The sequence below is a fragment of the Vibrio sp. 1078-1 genome (assembly GCF_033340475.1).
In genome coordinates, this window is sequence record NZ_JAWOWM010000001.1 from 756698 (window position 1) to 780107 (window position 23410).

The window sequence follows — 23410 nt, forward strand, 5'->3', positions numbered from 1 at the left end:
GTTTCGCAAAATATATGGATATTCTTCTGCTCGTTATCTTCAGATGCCGTGCAGAAGAATGTGTTTGCCGGCTGAGGGAAAAATGAAAACCAAAATAATAATGTCTTTTCTACTCGCTACATTATGTGTCAGTGTCAGCGCCAGTACGAATGAGCCGAAATACCATTCTGCGCTAACAGTCAAAACGGGATTCAGTGAAGACAGAGACAAGCCTGTGGAAGTCTATTATTGGTATCCCACAACGAACGAAAAAAACAACTTCTCGTTTGGTAGGGGGAACATTTTTAAATCAGTCGAAACGCAGTTAGATGCCCCTTTAGCAAGTGGAAAATTTCCCGTTGTGCTTTTGTCGCAGGGCGGAACACGGTCAGCGTTTTCCCACAGTGGTTGGATAGCCTCGAGCCTGGCGCAACAAGGTTATGTCGTTGTGGTACCAAAGCCTCCTGCACCGAACGAAATCAATGCAGAAATGGCTGTTGATGAAATCACATTCAGAACCAGTGATTTGGTGCTTGGGCTGAACGAATTAAGTTCGGTCGGGATACTGTCCGGAGGCGTAGATACTGATGCAGTGCAGGGGGTCGGCTTTTTTCTGGGCGGCACATCTATGCTGATGCTCTCCGGAGCGCAAATAAGCCCGGAGAAATATCGAACATCGTGTCACAACGCCACCAATGTAGACTGTCATTGGTTACGTGAAAATAACGTTGATATTACCAGCATCCCGGATCAAAAATTCCCCCGATTTCAGTCTGAAAACAAACTGAAATCGGTCGTCGTTATCAACCCTGAGCTAACGAAAACTTTTGTCCCTGAAACTCTGGCCTTGATGAACAATGCTATCACCGTGGTGGCGCTCTCTGATCGGCTACATCCCGCACTGACACCAGCCGAATCACTTGTTGCTCTTCCCAATGTGACGTTTCAAGAGATCCCCAGTGCGAGTCAGTTTAGTGCGTTCGCAGAATGTACTGAGCGTGGCATTAAAATTCTCGCATCAGAAGGGGAGGAAGCACTTTGCCAGGAGCGTGACGAGGTTTCCAGAAAGGACAATCACCAGAAAATTTTGGATGTAATTCTGACTAGCCTAACAAAGCCACAAGAATAGCAACAATGTGACACTTTCTTACACATTGTCTGTTCGAGTAAGCAAAGCGAGGAGTAAGTTTTGTGCAGGCTTATCCCTCCACCATACTGCAAGACATACTAGTGACCGTATTATTTGCCTTAATTAAGTACTTGTCCCAGCATTTTAAAGCTTAGAAGAACACACAAAATACCAACGATTTTCTTAAGAACTTTATTTGGGAAATACGCTGCACAACGCACGCCGAGGCTAGTAGTTAAGTAGCTACTAATGGAGAAGCTGAGCATTGCAGGAAGGTATATGTATCCTAATACTAAGTTGTTCCAATCTGTGTTTCCCCATCCGTTTAACATGTAACCGAGGCTTCCTGACAGCGCGATAGGGAAACCTATCGCAGCAGAGGTACCAATAGCACGTTTTACCTCAAAATTTTGCTGGACAAGATAGGGGATGATCAACCCCGCACCGCTTATAGAGACAAGTGCTGATACAGAGCCAATCACCGAGCTTACAGTGATATTACCGATAGCCCCATGTGGGTTAGGGTTGTACTCATTTTCAGTGTTGAGAAACATCTTATAAGCAACATACAACATGAATACGCTGAAAAAGCCTGCCAGATAAACTCCTTGTAGATACGATGCTACGAATGTGGCGCAAAATGTTCCGACTAGAACTCCGCTCAACATTTTTCCTACCATTGTCGAGTCTACATTCTCTTTTTTGTAGTGAGCGCGCATGCTGCCCAATGTTGTAATAATCATCGAAGCCATTGATGTCCCTAACGCAAGATGCACTACTTCCGTATCAGCTATTCCCTGTAGTGAAAATAGAAACGCAAAAATAGGGACGGCCATTCCACCACCACCCACACCAACGAGTCCAGCGAGAAAGCCAATGCCCAAGCCTGCTGTAATGTAATAGATAATAAAGATAGGTTCGTTCATGATGGTTCTGCCTTCGATAAAATGATCGTTGCTAAAATGTTACTCGAACGCTAACTTGCTATGGTAACGTTAAGAGGACAGAAAATAATGAATAATGGCCAAAATGGAATTGAGTAAATAAAGTGACAAACTCTGATTACAGCGAATGGAAAAATGGCGCCGCACTGATCGCTAAGGAGTGGCAGCATGAAAGGAGCGACTTCAACCATTTGGATCAACGGCCACATAATTGGCACAGTCATCATCGAGGCCAGTTACTGTGTATAGATGAAGGGCTAATACAGGTAAAAACCGATGAAGGAACGTGGATACTACCACCTCACCGAGCTGGTTGGATCCCCCCGGGTGCGATGCACAGTGTTTATTTTTGTGGTTCTCTGAAAGGTAGTTCATTACTGTTTACTCCAGAGAGTTGTGAGCGGTTTCCAATGAGACCTTGTGTTATCCAAATGAGCGATGTGTTGAAAGCCCTATTGGTTAGGGCATCGATATGGAGCAAAACAGACGATCTATCCATACAGTCTTTACGTATTCTCGCCGTAATATCCGATGAAATCGTCAATAGCCCTCATGAGTCACTCCACATCCCACTGCCCAGAGATCCGAGACTGCAAAAAGTTACTCAAGCAATTTTAATAGACCCAAACAGCAAGCATTCTGTAGAGCATTGGGCCAATATTGGGGCAGTCTCATCTCGGACGTTAAGACGATTGATTCGAAGTGAGTTAAACATGAGTTTTAGTGAATGGCGGCAACAAGTACTGCTAATACATTCATTAGAAATGATAGCTCGAGGGGAATCGGTGGGAGATATTGCACATGCTTTAGGTTATTCGACGCCCAGTAACTTTATTGCGATGTTTCGTCGGGTCTATGGCGATTCACCCACGCGTTACTTTTCTAATCGCGGAATATAATTTCCGTGCTCGCATGCTCATGATGTTCCCCTAATTATCTTTAATCAAAAAAGGTAAATATTGAAAAGATTAATTGTTATGTTATAACATTGCCTTGTTTGGGGCTCTACAATTTGTTGTTTAAAGAATTGATCTCACAACCAGTAGTCTCCTATTGAGGAGAGTAAACGTTGATTTCTTCACAAGCGCTGTCTGACTTGACTCTACATGGGGTGGGACTGTGTCAATATGTCCGTGAACTAGAGCGAAATCGTAACGATTACTAGGTCTCATAGCCCTAGAAAATCAACGTTATTAAAACCTTTACCTGACCTTTTTAACGCTTGGGAGGAAGATATATGAGCATTGATGTAGTTGAGAACCCGCTTCGTGTCCAAAAAACATCATCGTTGGCGATATCGACATCAGCGAACATACTTAGCGACATCTACAAACCAGAGCACAATATTGCCATATGGCAGCGAACGCTCTCGAAAGAGTTGACGAAGGACATTAATCTGATGCTGGCTCAGGAGCCTAGATTGGCACTGGTACAAAGTGTCACGCCAGATGATGCTGCACAATGGGTACGAAGCAAGTTAGAGGGCTATGCGTGTGCTGATGCGCTGAGTGAAGATGTTGCTTTAATCGTCGATATGTTCTGCTGTTTGTTTGAGGTTAAAGAAGCAGGTTTGAGACTAACTCGCCTAGACAGCCCGATGTGCCCGAAATTTCACTTTGATCGTGTGCCTTGCAGACTTGTCATAACTTATACCGGCCGAGCGACCGAATGGTTAACCAACGATACCATTGATCGCACTAAACTCGGTGCCGGTAGTCTCGGTCAACCTGATCACCTATCGGGCTTATACGACTCTGAAAGTGCAATACGACGAATGCAGCCTGGCGATGTTGCCCTGCTCAAAGGAAGTGGTTGGGAAGGCAATGAAGCCACTGGACTTATACATCGCTCTCCACATGTTGCAGACAATGAACGTCGCTTACTACTCACATTGGATTTCATCTAGAGATATGAGAAAGCTCAAAACGGTAGATGACGTCATGAAGCAGGTAGAGAAAATCTGCCTGCTGCGAGGTAAACAACTCACTACTAAACGGAAATTGATACTGACTTCACTGCTATATGCGGAGAAGCCGCTTTCTGCCTACGAACTAGTTGACTACTGCAATCACAACTTTTCTCAAAACATTCAAGCGATGTCGGTTTATCGAATACTCGATTTCCTTGAAGCAGAGCACTTTGTCCATAAGCTCAATACATCTAGTAAATACGTCGTTTGTTCTCAAATCGCGTGCGATCAGAAGCATGGCGTTCCACAGTTTGTGATTTGCTCTCAGTGTGGAAAGGTTAGTGAAATAGCGGTTGAAGCCAATGTTATTTCTAGCGTATGTGCGAAAGCCATACAAGAAGGCTTCACCGTTCTTAGCCCACAATTTGAGATTTCCTGTGTTTGCGATGAATGCGCAAACCGCCCCCTATGAGGCAGACACACGATCTCCCCTTATAGCTTCACAAGGTGACCGAGTATTGGCCACCTTTTCAAATTATCTAAAAGAATGAATTATGTCAGCAACATTGATTAAAAACGCTCGGGTGGTTAACGAAGGAGCCATTACCGAAACAGATTTACGTATTGTTGATCAACGAATTGACAAGATTGCTACTAATATATCCGTACAACACGGAGATATTGTAATTGATGCTAAAGGGGCTTATTTACTGCCAGGCATGATTGACGATCAAGTGCATTTCCGAGAACCTGGGTTGACACATAAAGGCACAATTGCAAGCGAGTCGCGGGCAGCGGTAGCCGGCGGTATTACAAGCTACATGGAAATGCCCAATGTTAGTCCGGCTACAACGACTATTGACTCGTTAGAGCGCAAGTTCGCTCTCGCTAAAGAAAGCTCGTTTGCGAATTATTCTTTCTACCTCGGTGCAACCGAAGACAATCTTGAACAGATTAAACAACTTAACCCCAAACAACATTGTGGTGTGAAAGTATTTATGGGGGCATCAACAGGAAATTTGTTAGTCGAAGATCCGCAAGCGTTAGAGTCAATTTTTCGTGACTCTCCAGTACTCATTGTTACTCATTGTGAAAGTGGGACTGTTATTAAACAAAACCAGCAAAAGCAAAGGCTTAAGAAGCCAGGTTTCACTATCGAAGACCATCCCATTTTGCGTGACGAAGAGGCCTGTTACGCTTCATCTTCTTATGCGGTAGAACTTGCCAAAAAGTATCACAGCCAACTGCATGTGCTGCACATCACAACGGCGAAGGAGCTAGCACTTTTTGACGAGGGAGACATTCGAGATAAATCAATCACCGCGGAGGCTTGTGTTCACCATCTTTGGTTCAGCAACAAAGATTATGGCGCTCTTGGTAATTTGATCAAATGTAATCCTTCAATCAAGTTTCCTAGTGACCGCGATGCGTTGTTAAAAGCGTTAAATACGGGGCAAATAGATATCATTGCAACAGATCACGCTCCTCACACTTGGCAAGAAAAACAAGTGCCTTACGAGCAGGCTCCAGCCGGACTGCCGTTAGTTCAGCATGCGTTACTTACTCTCTTCGAGCATGTCCGTTTAGGTCATATGAGTTTGACTCAAGTAGTCGAAAAAACTGCGCACAACCCGGCCATTCGCTATGGCATTCAAGGCCGAGGTTTTATTCGTGAAGGTTACTACGCCGATTTGGTGTTGGTTGATGCTCATACCCCAACACGAGTTAGCAACGAAAACAGTTTATATCACTGTGGTTGGTCGCCTTTTGCTGGACATGAATTTTCAGCTCAAATTCAAAAGACTTGGGTCAATGGCGCGCTAGTTTATGCCAATAACAAAGTCATCGATAAACCAGCTGGAGCGATGCGTTTATCCTTCAATCGTTAAGTCGCTGACCGTTAAAAAAGAGCCATAAACAAACTGGAAGCATTATGTTAAGAAGAAACCCAACGGGCCATATGCCACAGGTGTCCTCAACAGCCTTTATCGATCCAACCGCTATTATCTGTGGCAAAGTCATTATTGAGGATAACGTTTTTATTGGACCCTATGCTGTTATTCGAGCTGACGAAGTTAATAACCATGGAGACATGGAAGCTATCGTCATCAAACGTGACACCAATATCCAAGATGGTGTCGTAATTCACTCTAAGGCAGGGGCTGCGGTGACCATTGGTGAGCGCTCATCCATTGCTCATCGTTCGATTATTCATGGTCTTTGCCAGGTTTGTGATGATGTTTTCATTGGCTTCAACTCCGTCGTGTTCAATAGCGTCATCGGTGAGAGGTGTGTTATTCGTCATAACTGTGTCGTCGATGGCCTCGATTTACCCGCTTATTTCCATGTACCACCGATGACCAATATTGGTGTCGGTTTTGATTTAGAGAGTATCTCTAAAGTGCCGCCAGAATATTCAGCTTTTTCCGAATCCGTCGTTTCTGCCAACCATGAACTAGTCCAAGGCTACCGGAGAATTGCCAATGAACTTTAATAAGCCACTGATTTCGCGAGTGCCGACTAACATCATCACTGGCTTTCTCGGGGTGGGGAAAACATCGGCAATAATGCACTTATTGACCCATAAACCTAGCCATGAACGTTGGGCTGTATTGGTCAATGAATTTGGCGAAGTTGGTATTGATGGCAGCTTGTTACAAGGCCAAAAAAAACAACAAGACCAAGTGTTTATTCGAGAGGTCCCCGGGGGATGTATGTGCTGTGCAGCAGGTCTTCCGATGCAAATCGCTTTAAATCAATTATTGTCTGAAGCAAGGCCAGATCGATTGTTGATTGAGCCTACAGGTCTTGGTCATCCTAAAGAAGTACTGCAAGTGCTATCGACCGAGTATTATCGTCAAATTCTCGCTTTGCAAAAAAACATTACTTTAGTCGATGCACGTAAACTATCGGATCCTAAGTACACTGAGCATGAAACGTTTAACCAGCAAATCACTATCGCAGATACAGTGGTAGGTAATAAGCGCGATCTCTATCAAGATGAAGATGAGCAAAAGCTGACGGCTTATATAGCAAAGCTCGGTCTGCGGGAAACAAAAGTGATTTTCGCTGAACATGGCGCTATCCCTTTTCATGAATGTGGGGGAGCGACTCGTATTGACGTGCAAAAAACGCCCTCTGTTCTTTATCGTGAAAGAGAGAAAAAGTCACTTGTTCCTGAGTTGCCTATGCCTGAGAGCGGCATTCTAAAAGCAACCAATCAGGGGGAAGGTTTCTACAGTATCGGTTGGCGTATATCCGCTGAAAACGTGTTCGATCATCAAAAGCTGAGATTATTGCTGCTCGACCTCAAGGTCGAACGAATGAAAGCGGTTTTTATCACGGGAAGCGGTATTTTTGGTTACAATCTAACATCAGATGGACTCACAGAGTTTGAACTAGACGAGTGTTCAGAAAGCCGCCTAGAACTGATCTCTTCCGGTCTAGATGACCAATTTGAAGATAGATTATTTCGATGTTTGGAGAAGGCATCATGATAGAAAAGAGAAAACTCTCCTTTTAACCATAATGTCTTACCTCCTTAAAATTCTAGTGGGGTTTCTTTTAAAGCTGCGCTTAGGGCACTTATGCTGCCGTATTAGGGTGGGGTTAGTACCCGTATTTTCTGCCTATGCGGTTCAGGCACAGTTTTATTCATGGTGTGAGGTATCCACGTTACACGTGGCCTAATTACTTGCTTTAAGTTACCCGGAAGAAACACGTCTTTTTTTAGCGAGGGCCATTGCTATATTTGCGGTACTGTAGGCGCTCTCATTGATAAAGTGCGGGTAAATTTCCCCTTTGCCATTCCAATGGATATCATAACCAGCGAAAGTCGCTAATAAAGGTGCTCCTGGTTTGACCGCCTCAAAATCTCTGCCACAAATAGTAGGGTGTACTAGTGCTTGCCGCATACCCTCTTGATCAAGTGGAATCCTGATTTCTTCGGTGTAAAAAAATGCCTCATAATCGCTCAGTAAGCCTATTTGGTTGAGGTTGTGCTTTTCAACATAGTCCAATACTGCGGTAAGCATCTGTTTCATCAACTCCAACGTACTGTACTCTAGCGCACCATGTGCTTGCGCCCCGACCTCAATCATTATTCCATATTGCCCAGCAGTACAAAGGTAAGGTTGCTCTTGCCATTCTTTTCGCTCTTCGAAAAGGACATGTGCTGATGGCATTCGTTGTTTGACGTACGCGCCCAGTTTCCGATAAAACACATCGTTAGAAAGCAAAATCAACGTCGCTCCCATATTGCTTGTTGTATTGTGCAGGTCAACAATCAACAGTTTTTCTTGGTTTGCATATTTCTCGATAAATTGATGTGCAATCTTGCTTTCATGCAAATCAGGACAATGATTGCTATTCATTGCTGAGAACTCGCGATTTAAGTCTGTATCGATGTATCGGACGTTGTGTTTTACTGCTTCGGAGTTTGCGATGATCGAGCAGGCTGAAAAGGTTGATCTATTGACAGAGTAACGTTTTTCTTTGATTAGTTTATGTAAATAAATACCAGAAAGTTCGTTTCCGTGTGTTCCTGCAACGATAAGTGCTGAATTGAATGTGTTCATTATTGAGCCTTCTCAAAGAGAATGGGGTGAATGACTGGTCTTCTCTTAGCCAATCCAGTGAACTGAATAAACGTTTACTAAACTGAGTAAAAATAATCCTAGATATGTTATAACATAACAATCATTGTTATTGATACTTAGTTTCTCATGAGTCAGTTTAAATTTATTGCTTTAATCGTTGCTGTGTTTTGTTTTTCGGTCGCTTTGCTTCTACCTACAGAGGATGAGCCAAATCAAGATAGTCACAGCGTTCAACTGAATCAAAGCAGTGATTCGTCACCACCTCCATCATCAAAGATAGTGGTTCCCTCAGATGTCAGTTTGACTCCGTTGCCTAAACCTAAACAAATACACTATATAGTTAAAGTGGGAGATACGCTCAGTGGTATCTTCGCTCAATTGGGTCTCCCTTACGGTATTTTGCAGCAAATTCTCTCAGTTGATCTTGATCACCTCCAGCTAGATATGATTCAGCCCGGAGAAGAGCTTGAATTAGTGATGGATGACATGGGGCAATTGAGTCGACTAATTTATCATATGAGCCTTGTAGAGAAGGCTATCTACACTAGAGAAAACGATGGCTCCTTCTCTTACGAATTTCAGGAAATTTCAGGGGAATGGCGTGAAACCTTATTTTCGGGAGAAATCAAAGGGAGTTTTTCAGTCTCGGCACATCGAGTAGGATTGGCATCAGGCCACGTCGCAAATATTACGCAGGTGATGAAAGATAAGATTGATTTTGCGCGATCTCTTAGAGCCGGTGACCGTTTCGATATATTAGTGAAACAGCAATATTTAGGTGAACACAAAACTGGCAATAGTGAGATTAAGGCTATTTCTTTTAACTTAGCGAGGGGCGAAGTCGCTGCATTTCTAGCCGAGGATGGACGGTTCTATGATAGAGCTGGTAACAGTTTGGAGCGAGCGTTTAACCGTTATCCTGTCGATAGGGCATACCGCCGAATCACCTCTGGGTTTAACCCTAAGCGTAAACACCCAGTGACGGGAAGAGTCACCCCGCATAACGGAACGGATTTCGCGACACCAATCGGTGCGCCAGTTTATTCTACTGGGGATGGAAAAGTAATTGCGGTCCGCAAGCACCCTTATGCCGGTAATTATTTAGTGATTGAACATAACAGTGTGTACAAAACTCGTTACCTACACTTGAATAAAATCTTGGTTAAAAAAGGTCAAGTTATAAAGCGTGGGCAAAAAATAGCCCTCTCTGGGAATACTGGTCGTTCAACCGGACCACATTTACATTTTGAAGTTTTAGTTCGTAATCGTCCGGTTGATGCAATGAAAGCCGACTTACCTATCGCGAAGTCGCTTCCTAACATCCAGAAACCTTCGTTTTTGGCGCGAGTATCAGAGTTTGATTATCTAGTAGAAACGAAAAACTGACTCCCGACAATTTGTTAGGGCTCAGTTATGCTATTTTGTGTTGTGAGGTTGGAGCAATAGGTGAGTGTCAATATGTGTTCCTAGAAGAATAATGACTGCGATTTTTTCTTTTACGTGCGCCCACATCCGCAACATCGGACACTTTGCAACAACCTCCGCCTTTGATCGGCCTACGTGAAAACATCACACCAATCGCGAGCATCGCAATACAACTTAGGAAAATAAGAACGGTAAGAACTAAAGTCATAACACCACCTCCTATAAATCGCTGTATTGTCATCTTTCTCCAATTTTATAAACAAAGCAATGGTCGTTTTGTAACCACTTATTATTTTTATCAATAGTCAGACCTTTGCTGGTGATGAAACGTGATGAGAAACGAAGGAGAGTTCTGAGAAATCAGCCCCTGTGATCTTTACCGATTCTTAAGTTTTGCGTCTAAGACAGCAATTGGATTCCTTCTATAACTCACTAAGACGTTATGTTATAACATGCGTTCATCCAGAGTTTGTAGGTCAAAAGTATGCCATCAATTCCAGTCACCATTTTGCATGGGTTTCTCGGGTCCGGGAAAACCACGTTTTTACGCAACATTCTTCAACAAGCCGATTCTTCTGGTATTGATCTGTCCGTTATTGTTAATGACATGAGTGAGTTAGACGTCGATGGCGTGCTTATCTTAAATACCGATGCGGTGAGTGAAGAGCAGGGCAACTTTGTTACGATCAGTGGAGACAGCATCAGCAGCCTGAGTGGTGTAAAGCAGCTCGATAAAGCCCTTAAAAAGCTCTGCGCAGAAAAATCGCCAGAATGGGTTGTGATTGAAACGTCGGGCAGTAGTCATCCTTTACCTTTGGTCGAGTACTTCAAAAGTAACGCACAATTCGCACTCAAAGACGTAATTACGTTGGTGGATGCGACTTGGTTGCGAGATGACTATCGACAAGGTTCTGCCTTAATCCCTAAGTGGCAGGAGAACGTGCAGCAGGGTGTTCGCGGCGTTGAAAACTTGTTGGTAGAGCAAATCATGTTCTCAAACCGTATCATGCTCACCAAGACGGACAAAGTGGACGACAATACCGTTCGCAACATCGCGCAGGCGATTCACCCGCTTAATGTTTACACCGAGATAATCAAAACGTCATGGGGAAACTTAGATATCCGCATGTTGAAAGGTGAGCAAGACTACAATTTCTTCCTCGTTGAGCAGTTAACCGCAGAACTTCGTGAGACGGCGAATGAGCCGTTGAATCTCTCTGATAAAGACGAACAAAGCCTTGTCGCCAAAGTGATCAAAGATGATCGACCTTTTCATCCTGCGCGTTTGTGGAATACCTGCCATCAGTATTTAACTAAAGGTGTGTTCCGCAGTAAGGGGTTCTTTTGGTTCCCAACTCGAGACGATGTTTCACTACTTTGGAGCCAAGCAAACGGCAATGTGGGGCTTGAAATTACAGGCTTTTGGCGCGCTTCGGTAATCAATGACGAATCGCAAAACTTCACAGAGGAACATCGTCAAATCCTACAAGATAAGATAGACAGCGTTGAAAGCCGCTTTGGTGATCGTCGTTGTCGCTTAACGGTGATTGGGCAAGAAAACGAAGTCGATGTGTTTATTGATGCGCTGGAAAACTGCTTTTTAACGGATGTGGAATTGGAGCAATGGCAACAAGGGGCAACATTTGAAGATCCTTGGCCAAAGAAAATAGCTAAGTTGAGCCAGAAGAAGACGGTTTGAATGCACTGGTGAGGATTCCCTCGCTACATGTTTGAATCTCGGGTTGTTTCGAGAACGGACTTACTGAATTGGCTCGGTATACCAAAATTGGCTCTGTGTAACGAAAAAGCCTCCCGAATGGTGGGAGGCTTTTTGTATCTCAGTCGTTTACTGTTCCCATTCAGGGAAAGGGTCTTCCAGAGATAACCAATAGTCGAGCCCTTGCTCCATCTCATCTTCTGTTAACAAGCATTCGTTAAGACGAGCAATCAATTTCTCTTGCTCTAATCCCTGACCAATAAACACCAATTCTTGTCGCATATCGCCGTATGGTTCTTGCCAAATGTCGTTTATAGCATCTAGGTAATCTTGATCCGTCGGCCATTCCTCCTTCGGAATCGCTTTCCAAAACATACCCGCAACACCATAACGTGCGATGCCTCCCGCTTGGCTCCATTGACCGACAAACTCTGGTCTGGTTGCTAGCCAAAAGTAACCCTTGGAACGAATCAGTTTGCCGTAATCTTTCGCATTGTGGAGGAAGTCGTAAAACTTCTCTGGATGGAAAGGGCGTCTCGCATGATAGGCAAAGCTGGAAATGCCGTATTCTTCGGTTTCCGGTATGTGCTCGCCTCGCATTTCCTTCAACCAACCTGGGGCTTGTTGTGCCTTTTCAAAACTGAAGCTTTGTGTGTCGAGTACCGCATCAAGTTCTACTTCACCATTCGAGATAGGAAGAATAGTGGCCGATGTATTAAGAGTTTTAAGAATCGCAAGAAGCCTTTCGATTTCTGATTTCTCAGCAAGGTCGGTTTTACTTATCAAGATAACGTCAGCGAACTCTACTTGATCAACGAGTAAGTCAGCAACGCTGCGTTCATCGTCTTCACCTAATGATTCGGCTGTCTCTGTTAAGAACTTAGCTTCATCGTAATCACGCAGAAAGTTAATCGCATCAACCACCGTAACCATGGTGTCTAAACGTGCAACGTCTGAAAGTGATAGCCCGTTTTCATCAGCAAACGTAAAAGTCTCTGCAACGGGAAGTGGCTCGGCGATGCCAGTGGACTCGATAACTAAGTAATCGAATCTGCCTTCTTGCGCGAGTTTAGTGACTTCTTCAAGCAGATCTTCACGCAGGGTACAACAGATGCAACCGTTACTCATTTCAACCAACTTTTCTTCACTGTGGTTGAGAGAAACTTCATTCTGAACGGTCGCTGCATCGATGTTGACTTCGCTCATGTCGTTGACGATGACCGCGACTTTTCTGCCTTGTCTATTGTTAAGAATATGACTTAAAACGGTTGTTTTTCCTGCGCCTAGAAAGCCGGACAAAACCGTAACAGGGAGTTTCTGGGTGTTCATGCTCATGCTCTTTATAGTGTAATGTTATAATATAACAATTAATATAGTCGGTGATCTTAACTCTGGCATCAAGCAGTTTGTGAGTGTGTCGAGCACTGCACCTTATTGGCGGCTTTATTTGTCGTTTAGTTGCACAGGTTCAGATGTCCGGAATTTAGAGATCGAACTCTTATCTCGGTGTGGAGGTTCTATGAACGAAGAGAAAAAGCATGTCATGACAGAAGAAGAAATTCTTGCAGCGCCCGAGGCGGATTATATGAATGAAGCTCAGCTCGCGTTTTTTGAAAACCGATTATTTGAGCTTTATGAATTGACGTTAGCGCATATTGAACGCGCGAAAGAAGAGATGATTGCGCCAATGGAATTCAGTGACGAAAGCGATAGGGCGTCCAGTGAGGAGCAATCTGCAATCGCATTAAGAATCATAGATAGAGAGCAAAAGCTGTTACCTAAGATTCAACGATCGTTGGCTCGCTTGCGCGCAGGGGAGTATGGCTATTGTTTAGAGTCCGGAGAACCTATCGGCATTCCAAGGTTATTGGCACGACCTACTGCTGAATATAGTGCAGAAGTAAAAGCTCAAATGGAGTCAAAAGAGCACTGGTATAAACACTAAAGCCTCACTATCTTATGACGTCGATATTCTTCTCGTTCACTTGTTTTTTTGATGTTCTCTGAGAAGTCTAAAGCGATGGCGACTACCGTTAGGTATGGTAGTCATTACCTTTGAGATATTAATAGTTATCGATAGGATAGAAGTAAGTTCTGTATTGTAAATAACGCACCATTTTTGTTTTTCTGAATGAGCTCTCGCTATGTTAGCGTCAAACATTTTCTCTGCTACTTCAAGCTGATCTTCTATCCTTAAAGCTAAATTGGTACTGGAGAAAGTAGCATGATTGACTTTGTGGCAACTTTTATCTTTTTCTTTGCTGTCATCGATCCCATAGGTACTGTGCCCGTTTTTATCGCAGCCACAAAAAGCTATGAAGAAGTGGCAAAGCGTAAGGTCGCTCTTTTTGCGACTCTATTCTCCGCTGCTATCCTACTGTTTTTTGTTGTTGCTGGTGAAATCATACTTACAGCAATGCGTATTCCCTTGTCTGCGTTTCAAATCTCGGGCGGTATCGTATTGTTCTTGTTTGCTTTGACTATGATATTTGGTGAGAGTAAACCAGCAGAAGAAATCAGAACGCTCAATAGTCATCATGATACAGCAGTTTTTCCTCTAGCCATTCCATCAATTGCTAGCCCTGGCGCAATATTAGCCGCCGTTTTACTCACAGAGAACGTGCGGTTTAATATTTGGGAGCAAGTCCAGACAGTGGCTATGATGCTGCTGGTACTATTGGTTGTTTATATCTTGCTATTAATGGCCAGCGGCATACACAGGATTATTGGGAATACAGGAGCTAGTGCTGTAAGTCGGATCATGGGGTTGATATTAGCCGCTGTGGCCACGACCAACACTCTGAATGGGATTGAAAGTTACTTTGACCTTTAAGGCTTTTTCGCAAACTGAGCTGAAGGTATGCGTTAAGAGCTAATTTTACGGCGAGATGACCGACCACCTGACAATCACTTTTCTGGCGGTTACTTTTAGCCGGATGTAATCCTTCAGGCTATTCGTGACGACCTTGTTTAAGAGGATCACGGAAAAGTTTAAATTAAAATACATAGATGTTGAGGGTATAAATCAGATGGGGAACTGGAGCAACACTTGCCCCATTGAGCTTTGCCAATACTCAAAGATTAGCTGCTAGAAAATAATATCGATAATTTCTCCGCCTAGGCACTACTCTATAATCTTGTAGTCTCGCAGTATATAGAGCCTAGCATGGAGGAATTTATTAGCTTCCAACGTGCCAAGACAAGACTTTTTCATGCCTTGAGAGTATCTGAAAATTCGGGAGGCTGAGAAGTTTATTCAGTATGGCTCTTATTGGGCAGTTTATGGATCAGCCAGTAACCAAGACTCATACTAAGAACTACAGCCGCAATTCCAATCAGGTACATTGGAGACAAGGTTTCAAAGTCTATAATAATGACCTTTCGGGAGATTGCCATCAGCGCGGTGGCCATGACGATTTTTACATGAATAACATTTTCTCTCAGGTAAATAGTTATATTGATGAAAATTTCAATAGCAATTAAAACGGCCATAAAAGCACCAAAAGTGGCTAGCATATCTGAAATCGTCAGAATGAGTTTAGGTGGCGTGATAAGTTTTTGATATATCGTCCATGCAACATCTATCACACCCATGACGATTACAAACAACATAACTATCGACAATACTCTTACAGACCAATGAATCACTATCTGTAATTTTTTTGTTAACTTATCATTTTTATCGACTTCCATGGCCCTGTTTCCTTCGCTTGTTTATGTTCACTTAACCTTCATATGTTGAAGCTAGACAATTGAATACATGTCGTTTAAAGCATAGTTGCTGTGGTGAGAGATAGAAGCGTCCGAGGGAAGGAAGTTATGAAACTTAGGAGTGGGCACAATGTTGGACACATAATGTAATCTCTGGTGTCATGCGTTATTACCTCATTACCTCATTACCTCATTGCCTCATTTCTGATCGTGACGAGTCGACTGGTGAGGTGGTGATTCATCACCTTCACGGCAAACTGAATGAGCGGATACCACAACGTATTGATACTGGGCAAATCGATGCGCTTGTTGCTGGTTCCTCCGTGCGTTGTTAATAGAAATACAAGCGAATAAGGAGTGGGTAATCGCTCAAAAGTCGGGTGGAAAAGCGGTAAAACGGCGAAAATTATTGGAACTAAGTCAAGGCCCTTTTTTTAAATGAAAAGGCTTATTGATCTGAACACACCACTTCTCCATATAAGTATATCCACAAATACAAACCTCAAATTGGCGATAAAGAGCTTTAATATTGATAAATATATAAACAACTTGGGTGCTGAAGAAATTTCAGTATACTGCGCTTAGGTTACACTGGAGAAAAAATCGCCGTATTCCCTGCGGGGTCCTTTGATAAGAAATAGAAATCGCGTTTGAATATGCAACCAAACGATTTTGCCGCTTGCAGTTTATTCGGTATACAAATAATAAACCTTTGACTAATCCGAAGGTCGGTCAAATGAGAGAAAGTCATGTTTTTTAATAAGTCGCTTCAACAAGAAAATCAACGATTAAAGCAGGAGTTGCAAATCCTGCAGCAAATCCAAACCAGTTTAGATGAAGAGATGATCCGCTTAACATTGGATAGTAAAGGCCTCATTACTTCTGCAAATACCAAACTACAGCAAGAACTTTTCTTACATGATGATGAGATCTTAAAGAAATCAATTACTGAATTGGTACCGTCAAATTCGCGCAATACAGACCACTTTCATCGAATGAAGAAAGCCGTCCAAGATAAAGTGTTCTGGAATGGGGCATTGCAAGTACAGAAAGGTAATGGTGAGGAAGCCTGGTTAAGAACGATTATCCAGCCTGTTTTAAATGAGCGCAGAGAAGTAGAAAGCTTTTTTGTTTTTGCTTCTGAACTTACGCGAACGATCAAATCATCCCGTGAGCAAGAGGACATGCTAAATGCATTAAGTCGTTCTATGGCGGTGATTGAGTTCACATTAGATGGCCATGTTTTAAAAGCCAACGATAATTTCCTAAACACAATGGGTTATACGCTTGATCAGATTCTAGGGAAGCATCATCGCATGTTTTGTGATCAGGAAGAGTCGAGCTCTCAAGCTTACCGTGAGTTTTGGCAACGTTTAGCAAAAGGGCAATTTTCATCAGAGCGATTCAAACGAGTTAACCGTTATGGTGAAGAGGTGTGGCTAGAGGCTTCATATAACCCTATCCATAACGACAGAGGAGAGCTCTACAAGGTCGTTAAGTTCGCGACAGATATTACCCAGCAGGTGATGCAGGAACAGAAAATGGCCCAGGCTGCGCAATTGGCGAACGAAATCTCCCAAGAAACTGGAACACAAACCCTGCAAGGGCAAGAGGTTATAGGCTCAACGTTAGAAAAGATGCAGATACTTTCCGAGCAAATGCAGCAAGCGAACACCGCGATTGACGAGCTTAAAGCGCACTCATCGCGTATTAGCGAGTTGGTAAATAGCATCAGTGGTATCGCTGACCAAACTAACTTATTGGCGTTAAATGCGGCGATAGAAGCGGCTCGTGCGGGTGAGCATGGTAGAGGTTTTGCCGTTGTTGCTGATGAAGTCAGACAGCTTGCTACAAGAACCAATGCAACCACCGATGAAATTGTCACAATGGTCAGTGAAAACCTACAGCGAACAGATAACGCAGTTAAGCTGATCGCTAAATGCCAAAAAGAAGCACTAGATACGCTAGAGCTCTCTGAAAAAGCAGGCAATGTGATGAATGAAATACAAGATGGCGCTAGCCGTGTTGTAGAGGCCGTGGAGCAATTTAACCGCTCGTTGTAGTTAATCAATAAGTTTTCATTGTAGGGGCGATGGGTAAAAAGCAATTCGCCTTATTCAACCTGTATTGAGGAGCGCTGAAGTCGCAATACTACTCCTGCCGCAGTCAAGTTAAGCGTTTTGAAGGGGAGGTAGTTCGACACCCGGTACAGGTTTTAGCCAGTTTGCTTGCTGTATAGAATGCTAAAGTAATTTAGTATGCGAAAAGGCTTGCCTTAAGACTTTGCCTGCATTTAATGTATCTAGCAGCAGAACTTCAATCTGCGTGACAACAATACAGGAGAGGATCGGGCTTTCACTTTTTCGCTCGACACAAACCCCTTTCAAATTTACACAATAGCGCAGTAAAACTCTCTTGCTGCGCTATTGTGTGTTCCATATTTTGTGAGTACTTATGTTTAACTCAGAACGCAAAGCGACGGTTATTCTGGTTGCGACGACGATGATCGCTGCACTTGGCTGGATATTCTCTAAGGAAACAATACAGGGTTTACCACCTTTTGGCTTTATTGGGGCGCGATTTACTATCGCTTCGCTCTGCTTACTGCCTCTATGTTACCGACCTTTGCTGAAAGCAAACTTAAAAGATGTGCTTTCTGCTGGTGGTGTCGGGCTCCTGTTAGGCAGTGCCGTTATGACATGGATTTACGCTATTTCTATCAGTGATACTCTTGGGGAAGGCGCATTTATCATGAGCCTTTCCATGCTGTTTGTGCCGATTGTTGCATGGGTTATGTTTCGTCAACGACCACAACGAATTTTCTGGCTTTCTTTGCCTATCGCTGTATTAGGTCTTGCTTGTCTTTCTTTAGTTGGTGGCTGGAAACAATCGGCCAGTCAATTGTGGTTTCTTGGTGCAGCACTGGTTTTGGCGCTTCATTTTAATGTGAACAGCAAATACTCTCAAAAACTACCTGTGCTGCTGCTTACTTGCGTGCAACTTTTTTCAGCAGGTTGCTTAGGTTTGTTGGTTTCATTTTTTATGGAATCTTTCCCGGCTGAGGTGGACTCCTCTATTTGGTGGTGGTTTGCGTTGAGTACCTTATTAGCGACGAGCTTGCGTTACGTAATGCAAACCATGGGGCAAAAATTTGTTCAGGCAGGTAACGCTGCTCTAATTATGATATTAGAACCAGTTTGGACGGTTATTCTGAGCGTGCTGTGGTATGGCGAAGTGCTAACGGCAAATAAACTAGTAGGTTGTGTGCTTATCTTATTTTCTCTAATTATTTATCGTACTGGCGGGCGGTTTCGCTTCCCTACTCGAAAGTAGAGCAAATTAACTTGGGTTGGGAGAATTTGAGGTGCCGGATGGCCTTCTACGAAAGTGATAATACGCGGTTACGCAATGCTAATGACACTTTTGATGTAGGCTGCCGACCCAGCTCTTCGCTGATCATCCAGCCAGCTTTAGCCAGTAGCTCTAAGTCGATCCCCGTTTCTATTCCTAACCCTTGGCATAAATACAGTACATCCTCCGTTGCGACATTTCCTGATGCGCCATGAGCGTATGGGCATCCACCCAGCCCAGCTACACTACTGTCGATGGTATTGATGCCCATACTCAATGCCTGATAAATGTTGGTGAGAGCTTGTCCCCATGTGTCGTGGAAATGGACAGCAAGCTGGCGAAGAGGTGCAACCAACATGACGGCTTCCAGCATAGCAGCGATACGGTTTGGCGTGCCTGTACCGATTGTGTCGCCTAGAGACACCTCATAACACCCTAAATCGATGAGTGATTTGACCACGCTCGCCACTTGTTTAGGGGCTGTCGGGCCATCGTAAGGGCAGTCGGCAACGCAGGATAGATAGCCACGAACAGGGATGCCGTGTTTGGTGGCTAATCGCATTACAGGTTCGAAGCGAGTTAGGCTTTCTGCAATCGAGCAATTGATATTGTGTTGGCAGAATCCTTCTGATGATGAAGTGAAAATCGCGACCTGATTGGCACCAGCCTCCAAGGCTTGTTCGAAGCCTTTTAGGTTTGGTGTCAGGGCAGAATAAGTAACATGATTTCGCCTTGTTATTGCTTTCATGACCTCTGTTGAGTCCGCCATTTGTGGCACCCATTTGGGCGAAACAAAAGAGCCCGCCTCAATATGCGTTAACCCAGTATCAGAGAGTAAGTTGATCAGCCGGATTTTAGTCTGGGTCGCAACAGGAGGTTCATTTTGCAACCCATCTCTAGGACCTACTTCGACAATCTTTACTTTGGAAGGTAGCATTACTTGTCCTGTGACTTGGTGACCCAACTTGGGCTACGTTTTTCAAGAAACGCTTGCAGCCCATCTTGACCTTGGGGTGATACTCTAATGTCCGCAATGAGCTTGCTAGTATAGTGAATCAGTTGTTGATCGATGGGGTTTTGATGACATTGATGGCAGAGCGTTTTCGCTTTACGCATCGCATCTGGGCTATTCAGTAGCAACGTCTTGATTACGCTATCGACCGCATTTTCAAGCTGTTTGGCTTCTTTCACTTCGTGCACAATACCAAACCGTTCGGCATCTTCGGCTGAAATGACTTCACCACTTAAGATATAGCGTCTAGCTTGTCTATTCCCCATCGCGCGCATGACGTAAGGCGCAATGGTCGCTGGAACTAAACCAAGCTTAACTTCACTTAAGCAAAAGTTGGCACTTTGGCTTGCGATGGCGATATCACTACAACAAATCAACCCTAAAGCACCACCATAAGCGGAACCTTGAACAACTGCGATGGTGGGTTGAGGGAACGAATCTAATGTTTCCATGAGTCTTGCCAAGTTTTGGGCATCAACGAAGTTATCTTGCCTCGTGCTGTCGGCCATCGACTGCATCCAATTCAAATCGGCCCCGGATGAAAAGTGCTTGCCGTTACTTCTTAATACCAAGCACCGCACATCCGTTCGTAAAGCGAGATAATCTAGGCGGTGGATCAGCAAGTCGATCGTACAAGCGTCAAAAGCATTGTGTTTAGCTGTTCTGTTTAGGGTAATGGTCGCTACGCCATTATCATCGACATGCCAAAGAACATCATCTTGCCTTTGGGCGTTGGGAATAATGCTTGGTTGCATTTCCTGCATACTAACTTCCTTAATTCATCTTTGGATGTTTACATTCTGAAGACGCCAAACTCGCTATCAGGAATGGGGGCATTTAATGCTGCCATTAACGCTTGACTCAACACCTGACGCGTTTTTTTAGGGTCAATAATTCCGTCATCCCATAGCCGAGCACTCGCAAAATAGGGATGTCCTTGTGTTTCATACAAGCCTATGATCGATTCTCTAAAAATGTGCTCTTCTTGCTCTGACCACTCTTCCCCCTGACGTTCCTTCGCGTCTTTTCGAACTTGTGTTAAAACGCCTGCTGCTTGTTCTCCGCCCATAACAGAAATACGCGCGTTCGGCCACATCCACATCATGGTTGGATCATACGCTCGGCCGCACATGCCGTAATTACCAGCGCCGTACGATCCACCGATGATCACGGTAAACTTCGGCACGTCAGCACAAGCGACGGCCATCACTAGCTTGGCGCCATGTTTTGCGATGCCTTCTTCTTCAACCTTTTTTCCGACCATAAAGCCGGTAATGTTTTGGAGAAAGAGAAGCGGTGTTTTCCGTTTGGCGCACAGCTCAATAAAGTGCGCGCCTTTTTGTGCCGATTCAGAAAACAAGATACCGTTGTTTGCCACAATACCAATCAAGTGTCCTTGAATACGAGCGAAGCCACACACTAGCATTCTGCCGTACAAGGCTTTGAATTCGTCGAAATCAGAATCATCGACGATGCGGGCAATAATTTCTCGAACGTCGAATGACAGTCGTAAGTTGGCATTCACAATTCCGTAGATTTCTTCTGCGTCGTAGCGGGGAGGAAGCACGGTGTTTTCTGGCTTAACAGGTCTTGTTCTATTGGCATTGGCAATGGCTTCTCTCGCAAGCATTAGGGCATGTTCATCATTTTCAGCGTAATAATCTGCGACACCAGATTTTCGACAATGCACGTCTGCACCGCCGAGCTCTTCACCCGTCACGACTTCGCCAGTGGCCGCTTTCACCAAAGGTGGCCCCGCCAAAAAAATGGTGCCTTGCTCTTTAACCATAATGGACACATCCGCCATGGCAGGAACGTACGCGCCCCCAGCAGTGCAAAGCCCCATCACAACAGCAACTTGGGGGATGCCTTTCGCCGACATTCTCGCTTGGTTAAAGAAAATGCGACCAAAGTGTTCTTTATCGGGGAAGACGTCGGACTGATGAGGGAGATTTGCGCCACCGGAGTCCACCAAGTACACGCAGGGGAGTTGGCAACGTTGGGCAATCTCTTGCGCTCTAAGGTGTTTTTTTACCGTGAGTGGGTAGTAGGTTCCGCCTTTTACCGAAGCATCGTTGGCGATGACCATGCATTGAATCCCCTCTATGATACCAATGCCGGCGATAACGCCAGCGCAGGGGATCGCTTCGTCATACACTTGCCAGGCGGCAAACTGGCTGATTTCAAGAAAGTCAGTGTTGTCATCAAGCAAGCGCGCGATGCGTTCTCGTGCGGGGAGTTTTCCTTTTTGCCTCTGGTGCTGAATGGCTTTTTCACCGCCGCCCTGTTTGATGGTCTCGATGTGTTGATTAAGTTGAGTGACCAACGTTTCCATCGCAGCTTTATTGGAAAGAAATAACTCGTCAGTTGGCTTAGTTTTACTTTTGATAATGGCCATAATGACTTCCTTGTCGTATGTTCCGTTAGCGAGATTCTTCGAACAACTCTCGGCCTATTAACATGCGGCGAATCTCTGAGGTACCCGCGCCGATTTCATAAAGCTTTGCATCACGTAGCAAACGACCAGCAGGGTATTCATTGATGTAGCCATTCCCACCGAGCAGTTGTATTGCATCGAGTGCCATTTGTGTGGCGAGCTCTGCACTGTACAAAATCGCTCCTGCCGCATCTTTGCGTGTTGCGTTACCTCGATCACAAGCCGCTGCGACGGTATATACATACGCTTTTGCTGCACTCATTCGAGAGTACATATCGGCGATCTTGCCCTGAACTAACTGAAACTCGCCAATGGATTTTCCAAACTGCTCTCGTTCATGTACGTACGGGACCACAATGTCCATGCAAGCTTGCATTATCCCGAGTGGTCCGGCAGCGAGGACGACGCGCTCGTAATCCAGCCCACTCATTAACACCTCGACGCCTTTATTCAACTCGCCAAGAATATTCTCTTTTGGCACTACGCAATGGTTAAATACAAGTTCGCAAGTATTCGAGCCTCTCATGCCTAGCTTGTCCAGCTTTTGAGCATGAGTGAAACCTGCGAAGTTACGTTCAATAATGAATGCGGTAATGCCACGTGAACCTGCGCTGACATCCGTTTTAGCGTAAAGCACCACTACGTCAGCATCGGGCCCGTTTGTTATCCACATTTTGTTGCCATTCAGTACAAAATGGTCGCCCTTGTTCTCCGCTTTCAGTTGCATGCTTATCACGTCTGAACCGGCATTGGGCTCACTCATCGCTAGGGCGCCAACGTGCGTACCATCAATGAGTTTTGGAAGGTATTTTTCGCGTTGAGAAGGCGTGCCGTTACGAAAGATTTGGTTGACGCACAGGTTAGAATGAGCGCCGTAGCTTAGAGCGACAGACGCAGAGGCACGGCTGATTTCTTCCATGGCAACAACATGAGCGAGGTATCCCATGCCTGCACCACCAAGCTCTTCATCGACGGTCACACCAAGCAACCCCATTTCTCCCAACAAAGGCCATAAATGATTCGGGAACTGGTTATCGCGGTCTATCGCAGCGGCGATGGGCGCAATATGTTCCGTAGCAAAGGCATTAACGTGTTCTCGGAGCATATCGATGGTATCACCAAGTCCGAAATTGAGTGGGGTATAGGTGCTTTTCATAACGTCTCCCGGTATCAGAGGTAAGGTGGAAAAGCCGATAGC

The 23410-nt window shown here is 44.5% G+C and carries 21 protein-coding genes and 2 pseudogenes; 15 read left to right on the forward strand and 8 right to left on the reverse strand.

All coding sequences use genetic code 11. The features are described from left to right. The first annotated feature begins 82 nt into the window (after positions 1-82). Positions 83-1108: an alpha/beta hydrolase family protein gene (locus R7190_RS03320; protein ID WP_132936369.1), complete on the forward strand. Its 1026-nt coding sequence runs from the start codon at positions 83-85 to the stop codon at positions 1106-1108. Positions 1109-1227: 119 nt separating this feature from the next. Here R7190_RS03320 and R7190_RS03325 read toward each other — a convergent pair whose 3' ends face one another. Next, entirely contained in the window at positions 1228-2034 is an 807-nt protein-coding gene (locus R7190_RS03325) for a sulfite exporter TauE/SafE family protein (RefSeq protein WP_258490088.1), read from the reverse strand. Between the two features lie 122 nt (positions 2035-2156). Between R7190_RS03325 and R7190_RS03330 the strand changes: the two genes are divergently transcribed. From R7190_RS03330 to R7190_RS03355, 6 genes are all read left to right on the forward strand, one after another. Beyond that, positions 2157-2951 (forward strand): AraC family transcriptional regulator, encoded by a 795-nt coding sequence (locus tag R7190_RS03330; protein ID WP_258490089.1) that lies wholly within the window; start codon positions 2157-2159, stop codon positions 2949-2951. Between the two features lie 338 nt (positions 2952-3289). Beyond that, positions 3290-3958: a DUF1826 domain-containing protein gene (locus R7190_RS03335; protein ID WP_017635741.1), complete on the forward strand. Its 669-nt coding sequence runs from the start codon at positions 3290-3292 to the stop codon at positions 3956-3958. Positions 3959-3962: 4 nt separating this feature from the next. Continuing rightward, the gene (locus R7190_RS03340; RefSeq protein ID WP_258490091.1) at positions 3963-4433 is read left to right on the forward strand and encodes a Fur family transcriptional regulator; all 471 of its coding nucleotides are present in this window, start codon (positions 3963-3965) and stop codon (positions 4431-4433) included. Between the two features lie 82 nt (positions 4434-4515). Next, complete coding sequence (locus R7190_RS03345) at positions 4516-5850, forward strand: dihydroorotase (protein WP_047104476.1); 1335 nt, start codon at positions 4516-4518, stop codon at positions 5848-5850. Positions 5851-5894: 44 nt separating this feature from the next. Then, positions 5895-6455: a carbonate dehydratase gene (locus R7190_RS03350; RefSeq protein ID WP_017635738.1), complete on the forward strand. Its 561-nt coding sequence runs from the start codon at positions 5895-5897 to the stop codon at positions 6453-6455. Next, positions 6445-7458, forward strand: coding sequence for a CobW family GTP-binding protein (locus R7190_RS03355; protein WP_005375717.1), 1014 nt, complete (start codon positions 6445-6447; stop codon positions 7456-7458). The genes R7190_RS03350 and R7190_RS03355 overlap by 11 nt, the downstream gene beginning before the upstream one ends. A 207-nt stretch (positions 7459-7665) precedes the next feature. On the opposite strand, the gene R7190_RS03360 is transcribed toward R7190_RS03355, so the two are convergent. Continuing rightward, the gene (locus R7190_RS03360) at positions 7666-8538 is read right to left on the reverse strand and encodes an aspartoacylase (RefSeq protein WP_064354625.1); all 873 of its coding nucleotides are present in this window, start codon (positions 8536-8538) and stop codon (positions 7666-7668) included. A gap of 147 nt (positions 8539-8685) precedes the next feature. Here R7190_RS03360 and R7190_RS03365 point away from each other — a divergent pair, with 147 nt between their 5' ends. Then, positions 8686-9945 carry a peptidoglycan DD-metalloendopeptidase family protein gene (locus R7190_RS03365; RefSeq protein WP_054579012.1) on the forward strand — a complete coding sequence of 420 codons (1260 nt, stop codon included), beginning with the start codon at positions 8686-8688 and terminating at the stop codon, positions 9943-9945. A gap of 523 nt (positions 9946-10468) precedes the next feature. Then, positions 10469-11683: a CobW family GTP-binding protein gene (locus R7190_RS03375; RefSeq protein ID WP_053303729.1), complete on the forward strand. Its 1215-nt coding sequence runs from the start codon at positions 10469-10471 to the stop codon at positions 11681-11683. A 147-nt stretch (positions 11684-11830) separates the two neighbouring features. Here the strand turns inward: R7190_RS03375 and zigA are convergent, their stop codons facing one another. Next, positions 11831-13030 (reverse strand): zinc metallochaperone GTPase ZigA, encoded by a 1200-nt coding sequence (zigA, locus tag R7190_RS03380; RefSeq protein WP_005375723.1) that lies wholly within the window; start codon positions 13028-13030, stop codon positions 11831-11833. Positions 13031-13220: 190 nt separating this feature from the next. On the opposite strand from zigA, the gene R7190_RS03385 reads away from it, so the two are divergent. Together R7190_RS03385 and R7190_RS03390 are read left to right on the forward strand one after the other, a co-directional pair. Further along, positions 13221-13646 (forward strand): TraR/DksA C4-type zinc finger protein, encoded by a 426-nt coding sequence (locus R7190_RS03385; RefSeq protein ID WP_064354628.1) that lies wholly within the window; start codon positions 13221-13223, stop codon positions 13644-13646. Between the two features lie 279 nt (positions 13647-13925). Then, the gene (locus tag R7190_RS03390; protein WP_017635732.1) at positions 13926-14534 is read left to right on the forward strand and encodes a MarC family protein; all 609 of its coding nucleotides are present in this window, start codon (positions 13926-13928) and stop codon (positions 14532-14534) included. Between the two features lie 419 nt (positions 14535-14953). Here the strand turns inward: R7190_RS03390 and R7190_RS03395 are convergent, their stop codons facing one another. Continuing rightward, a complete protein-coding gene (locus R7190_RS03395) occupies positions 14954-15394 on the reverse strand; it encodes a phosphate-starvation-inducible PsiE family protein (protein WP_005375731.1) in 441 nt (146 codons plus the stop codon). Between the two features lie 179 nt (positions 15395-15573). Between R7190_RS03395 and R7190_RS03400 the strand changes: the two genes are divergently transcribed. From R7190_RS03400 to R7190_RS03410, 4 genes and pseudogenes are all read left to right on the forward strand, one after another. Then, a complete protein-coding gene (locus tag R7190_RS03400; RefSeq protein WP_153294768.1) occupies positions 15574-15747 on the forward strand; it encodes a hypothetical protein in 174 nt (57 codons plus the stop codon). Between the two features lie 507 nt (positions 15748-16254). Then, positions 16255-16941 (forward strand): annotated as a pseudogene (locus R7190_RS31340) (PAS domain-containing protein); the annotation flags it as partial. A 180-nt stretch (positions 16942-17121) separates the two neighbouring features. After that, a pseudogene (locus tag R7190_RS31345) lies at positions 17122-17475 on the forward strand (methyl-accepting chemotaxis protein); the annotation flags it as partial. A 391-nt stretch (positions 17476-17866) separates the two neighbouring features. Then, positions 17867-18745, forward strand: a complete 879-nt coding sequence (locus tag R7190_RS03410; protein WP_005375761.1) for a DMT family transporter — start codon at positions 17867-17869, stop codon at positions 18743-18745. Positions 18746-18791: 46 nt separating this feature from the next. On the opposite strand, the gene R7190_RS03415 is transcribed toward R7190_RS03410, so the two are convergent. Genes R7190_RS03415 through R7190_RS03430 form a run of 4 tightly spaced genes read right to left on the reverse strand, consistent with a single transcriptional unit; the run spans position 18792 to position 23368 of the window. Further along, entirely contained in the window at positions 18792-19700 is a 909-nt protein-coding gene (locus R7190_RS03415) for a hydroxymethylglutaryl-CoA lyase (protein WP_213965143.1), read from the reverse strand. Next, entirely contained in the window at positions 19700-20539 is an 840-nt protein-coding gene (locus tag R7190_RS03420) for an enoyl-CoA hydratase-related protein (protein WP_042521092.1), read from the reverse strand. The genes R7190_RS03415 and R7190_RS03420 overlap by 1 nt, the downstream gene beginning before the upstream one ends. Positions 20540-20568: 29 nt before the next feature. Next, positions 20569-22173 (reverse strand): carboxyl transferase domain-containing protein, encoded by a 1605-nt coding sequence (locus tag R7190_RS03425; RefSeq protein WP_318137511.1) that lies wholly within the window; start codon positions 22171-22173, stop codon positions 20569-20571. Between the two features lie 25 nt (positions 22174-22198). Beyond that, the gene (locus R7190_RS03430) at positions 22199-23368 is read right to left on the reverse strand and encodes an isovaleryl-CoA dehydrogenase (RefSeq protein WP_248525410.1); all 1170 of its coding nucleotides are present in this window, start codon (positions 23366-23368) and stop codon (positions 22199-22201) included. Positions 23369-23410 lie beyond the last annotated feature (42 nt).

Excerpts from the sequence above, each read along its gene's own strand:
- R7190_RS03320 (WP_132936369.1), top strand. The coding sequence starts at position 83 with ATGAAAACCAAAATAATAATGTCTTTTCTACTCGCTACATTATGTGTC.
- R7190_RS03325 (WP_258490088.1), bottom strand. The coding sequence starts at position 2,034 with ATGAACGAACCTATCTTTATTATCTATTACATTACAGCAGGCTTGGGC.
- R7190_RS03335 (WP_017635741.1), top strand. The coding sequence starts at position 3,290 with ATGAGCATTGATGTAGTTGAGAACCCGCTTCGTGTCCAAAAAACATCA.
- R7190_RS03340 (WP_258490091.1), top strand. The coding sequence starts at position 3,963 with ATGAGAAAGCTCAAAACGGTAGATGACGTCATGAAGCAGGTAGAGAAA.
- R7190_RS03345 (WP_047104476.1), top strand. The coding sequence starts at position 4,516 with ATGTCAGCAACATTGATTAAAAACGCTCGGGTGGTTAACGAAGGAGCC.
- R7190_RS03350 (WP_017635738.1), top strand. The coding sequence starts at position 5,895 with ATGTTAAGAAGAAACCCAACGGGCCATATGCCACAGGTGTCCTCAACA.
- R7190_RS03355 (WP_005375717.1), top strand. The coding sequence starts at position 6,445 with ATGAACTTTAATAAGCCACTGATTTCGCGAGTGCCGACTAACATCATC.
- R7190_RS03360 (WP_064354625.1), bottom strand. The coding sequence starts at position 8,538 with ATGAACACATTCAATTCAGCACTTATCGTTGCAGGAACACACGGAAAC.
- R7190_RS03365 (WP_054579012.1), top strand. The coding sequence starts at position 8,686 with ATGAGTCAGTTTAAATTTATTGCTTTAATCGTTGCTGTGTTTTGTTTT.
- R7190_RS03375 (WP_053303729.1), top strand. The coding sequence starts at position 10,469 with ATGCCATCAATTCCAGTCACCATTTTGCATGGGTTTCTCGGGTCCGGG.
- zigA (WP_005375723.1), bottom strand. The coding sequence starts at position 13,030 with ATGAACACCCAGAAACTCCCTGTTACGGTTTTGTCCGGCTTTCTAGGC.
- R7190_RS03385 (WP_064354628.1), top strand. The coding sequence starts at position 13,221 with ATGAACGAAGAGAAAAAGCATGTCATGACAGAAGAAGAAATTCTTGCA.
- R7190_RS03390 (WP_017635732.1), top strand. The coding sequence starts at position 13,926 with ATGATTGACTTTGTGGCAACTTTTATCTTTTTCTTTGCTGTCATCGAT.
- R7190_RS03395 (WP_005375731.1), bottom strand. The coding sequence starts at position 15,394 with ATGGAAGTCGATAAAAATGATAAGTTAACAAAAAAATTACAGATAGTG.
- R7190_RS03400 (WP_153294768.1), top strand. The coding sequence starts at position 15,574 with ATGCGTTATTACCTCATTACCTCATTACCTCATTGCCTCATTTCTGAT.
- R7190_RS03410 (WP_005375761.1), top strand. The coding sequence starts at position 17,867 with ATGTTTAACTCAGAACGCAAAGCGACGGTTATTCTGGTTGCGACGACG.
- R7190_RS03415 (WP_213965143.1), bottom strand. The coding sequence starts at position 19,700 with ATGCTACCTTCCAAAGTAAAGATTGTCGAAGTAGGTCCTAGAGATGGG.
- R7190_RS03420 (WP_042521092.1), bottom strand. The coding sequence starts at position 20,539 with ATGCAGGAAATGCAACCAAGCATTATTCCCAACGCCCAAAGGCAAGAT.
- R7190_RS03425 (WP_318137511.1), bottom strand. The coding sequence starts at position 22,173 with ATGGCCATTATCAAAAGTAAAACTAAGCCAACTGACGAGTTATTTCTT.
- R7190_RS03430 (WP_248525410.1), bottom strand. The coding sequence starts at position 23,368 with ATGAAAAGCACCTATACCCCACTCAATTTCGGACTTGGTGATACCATC.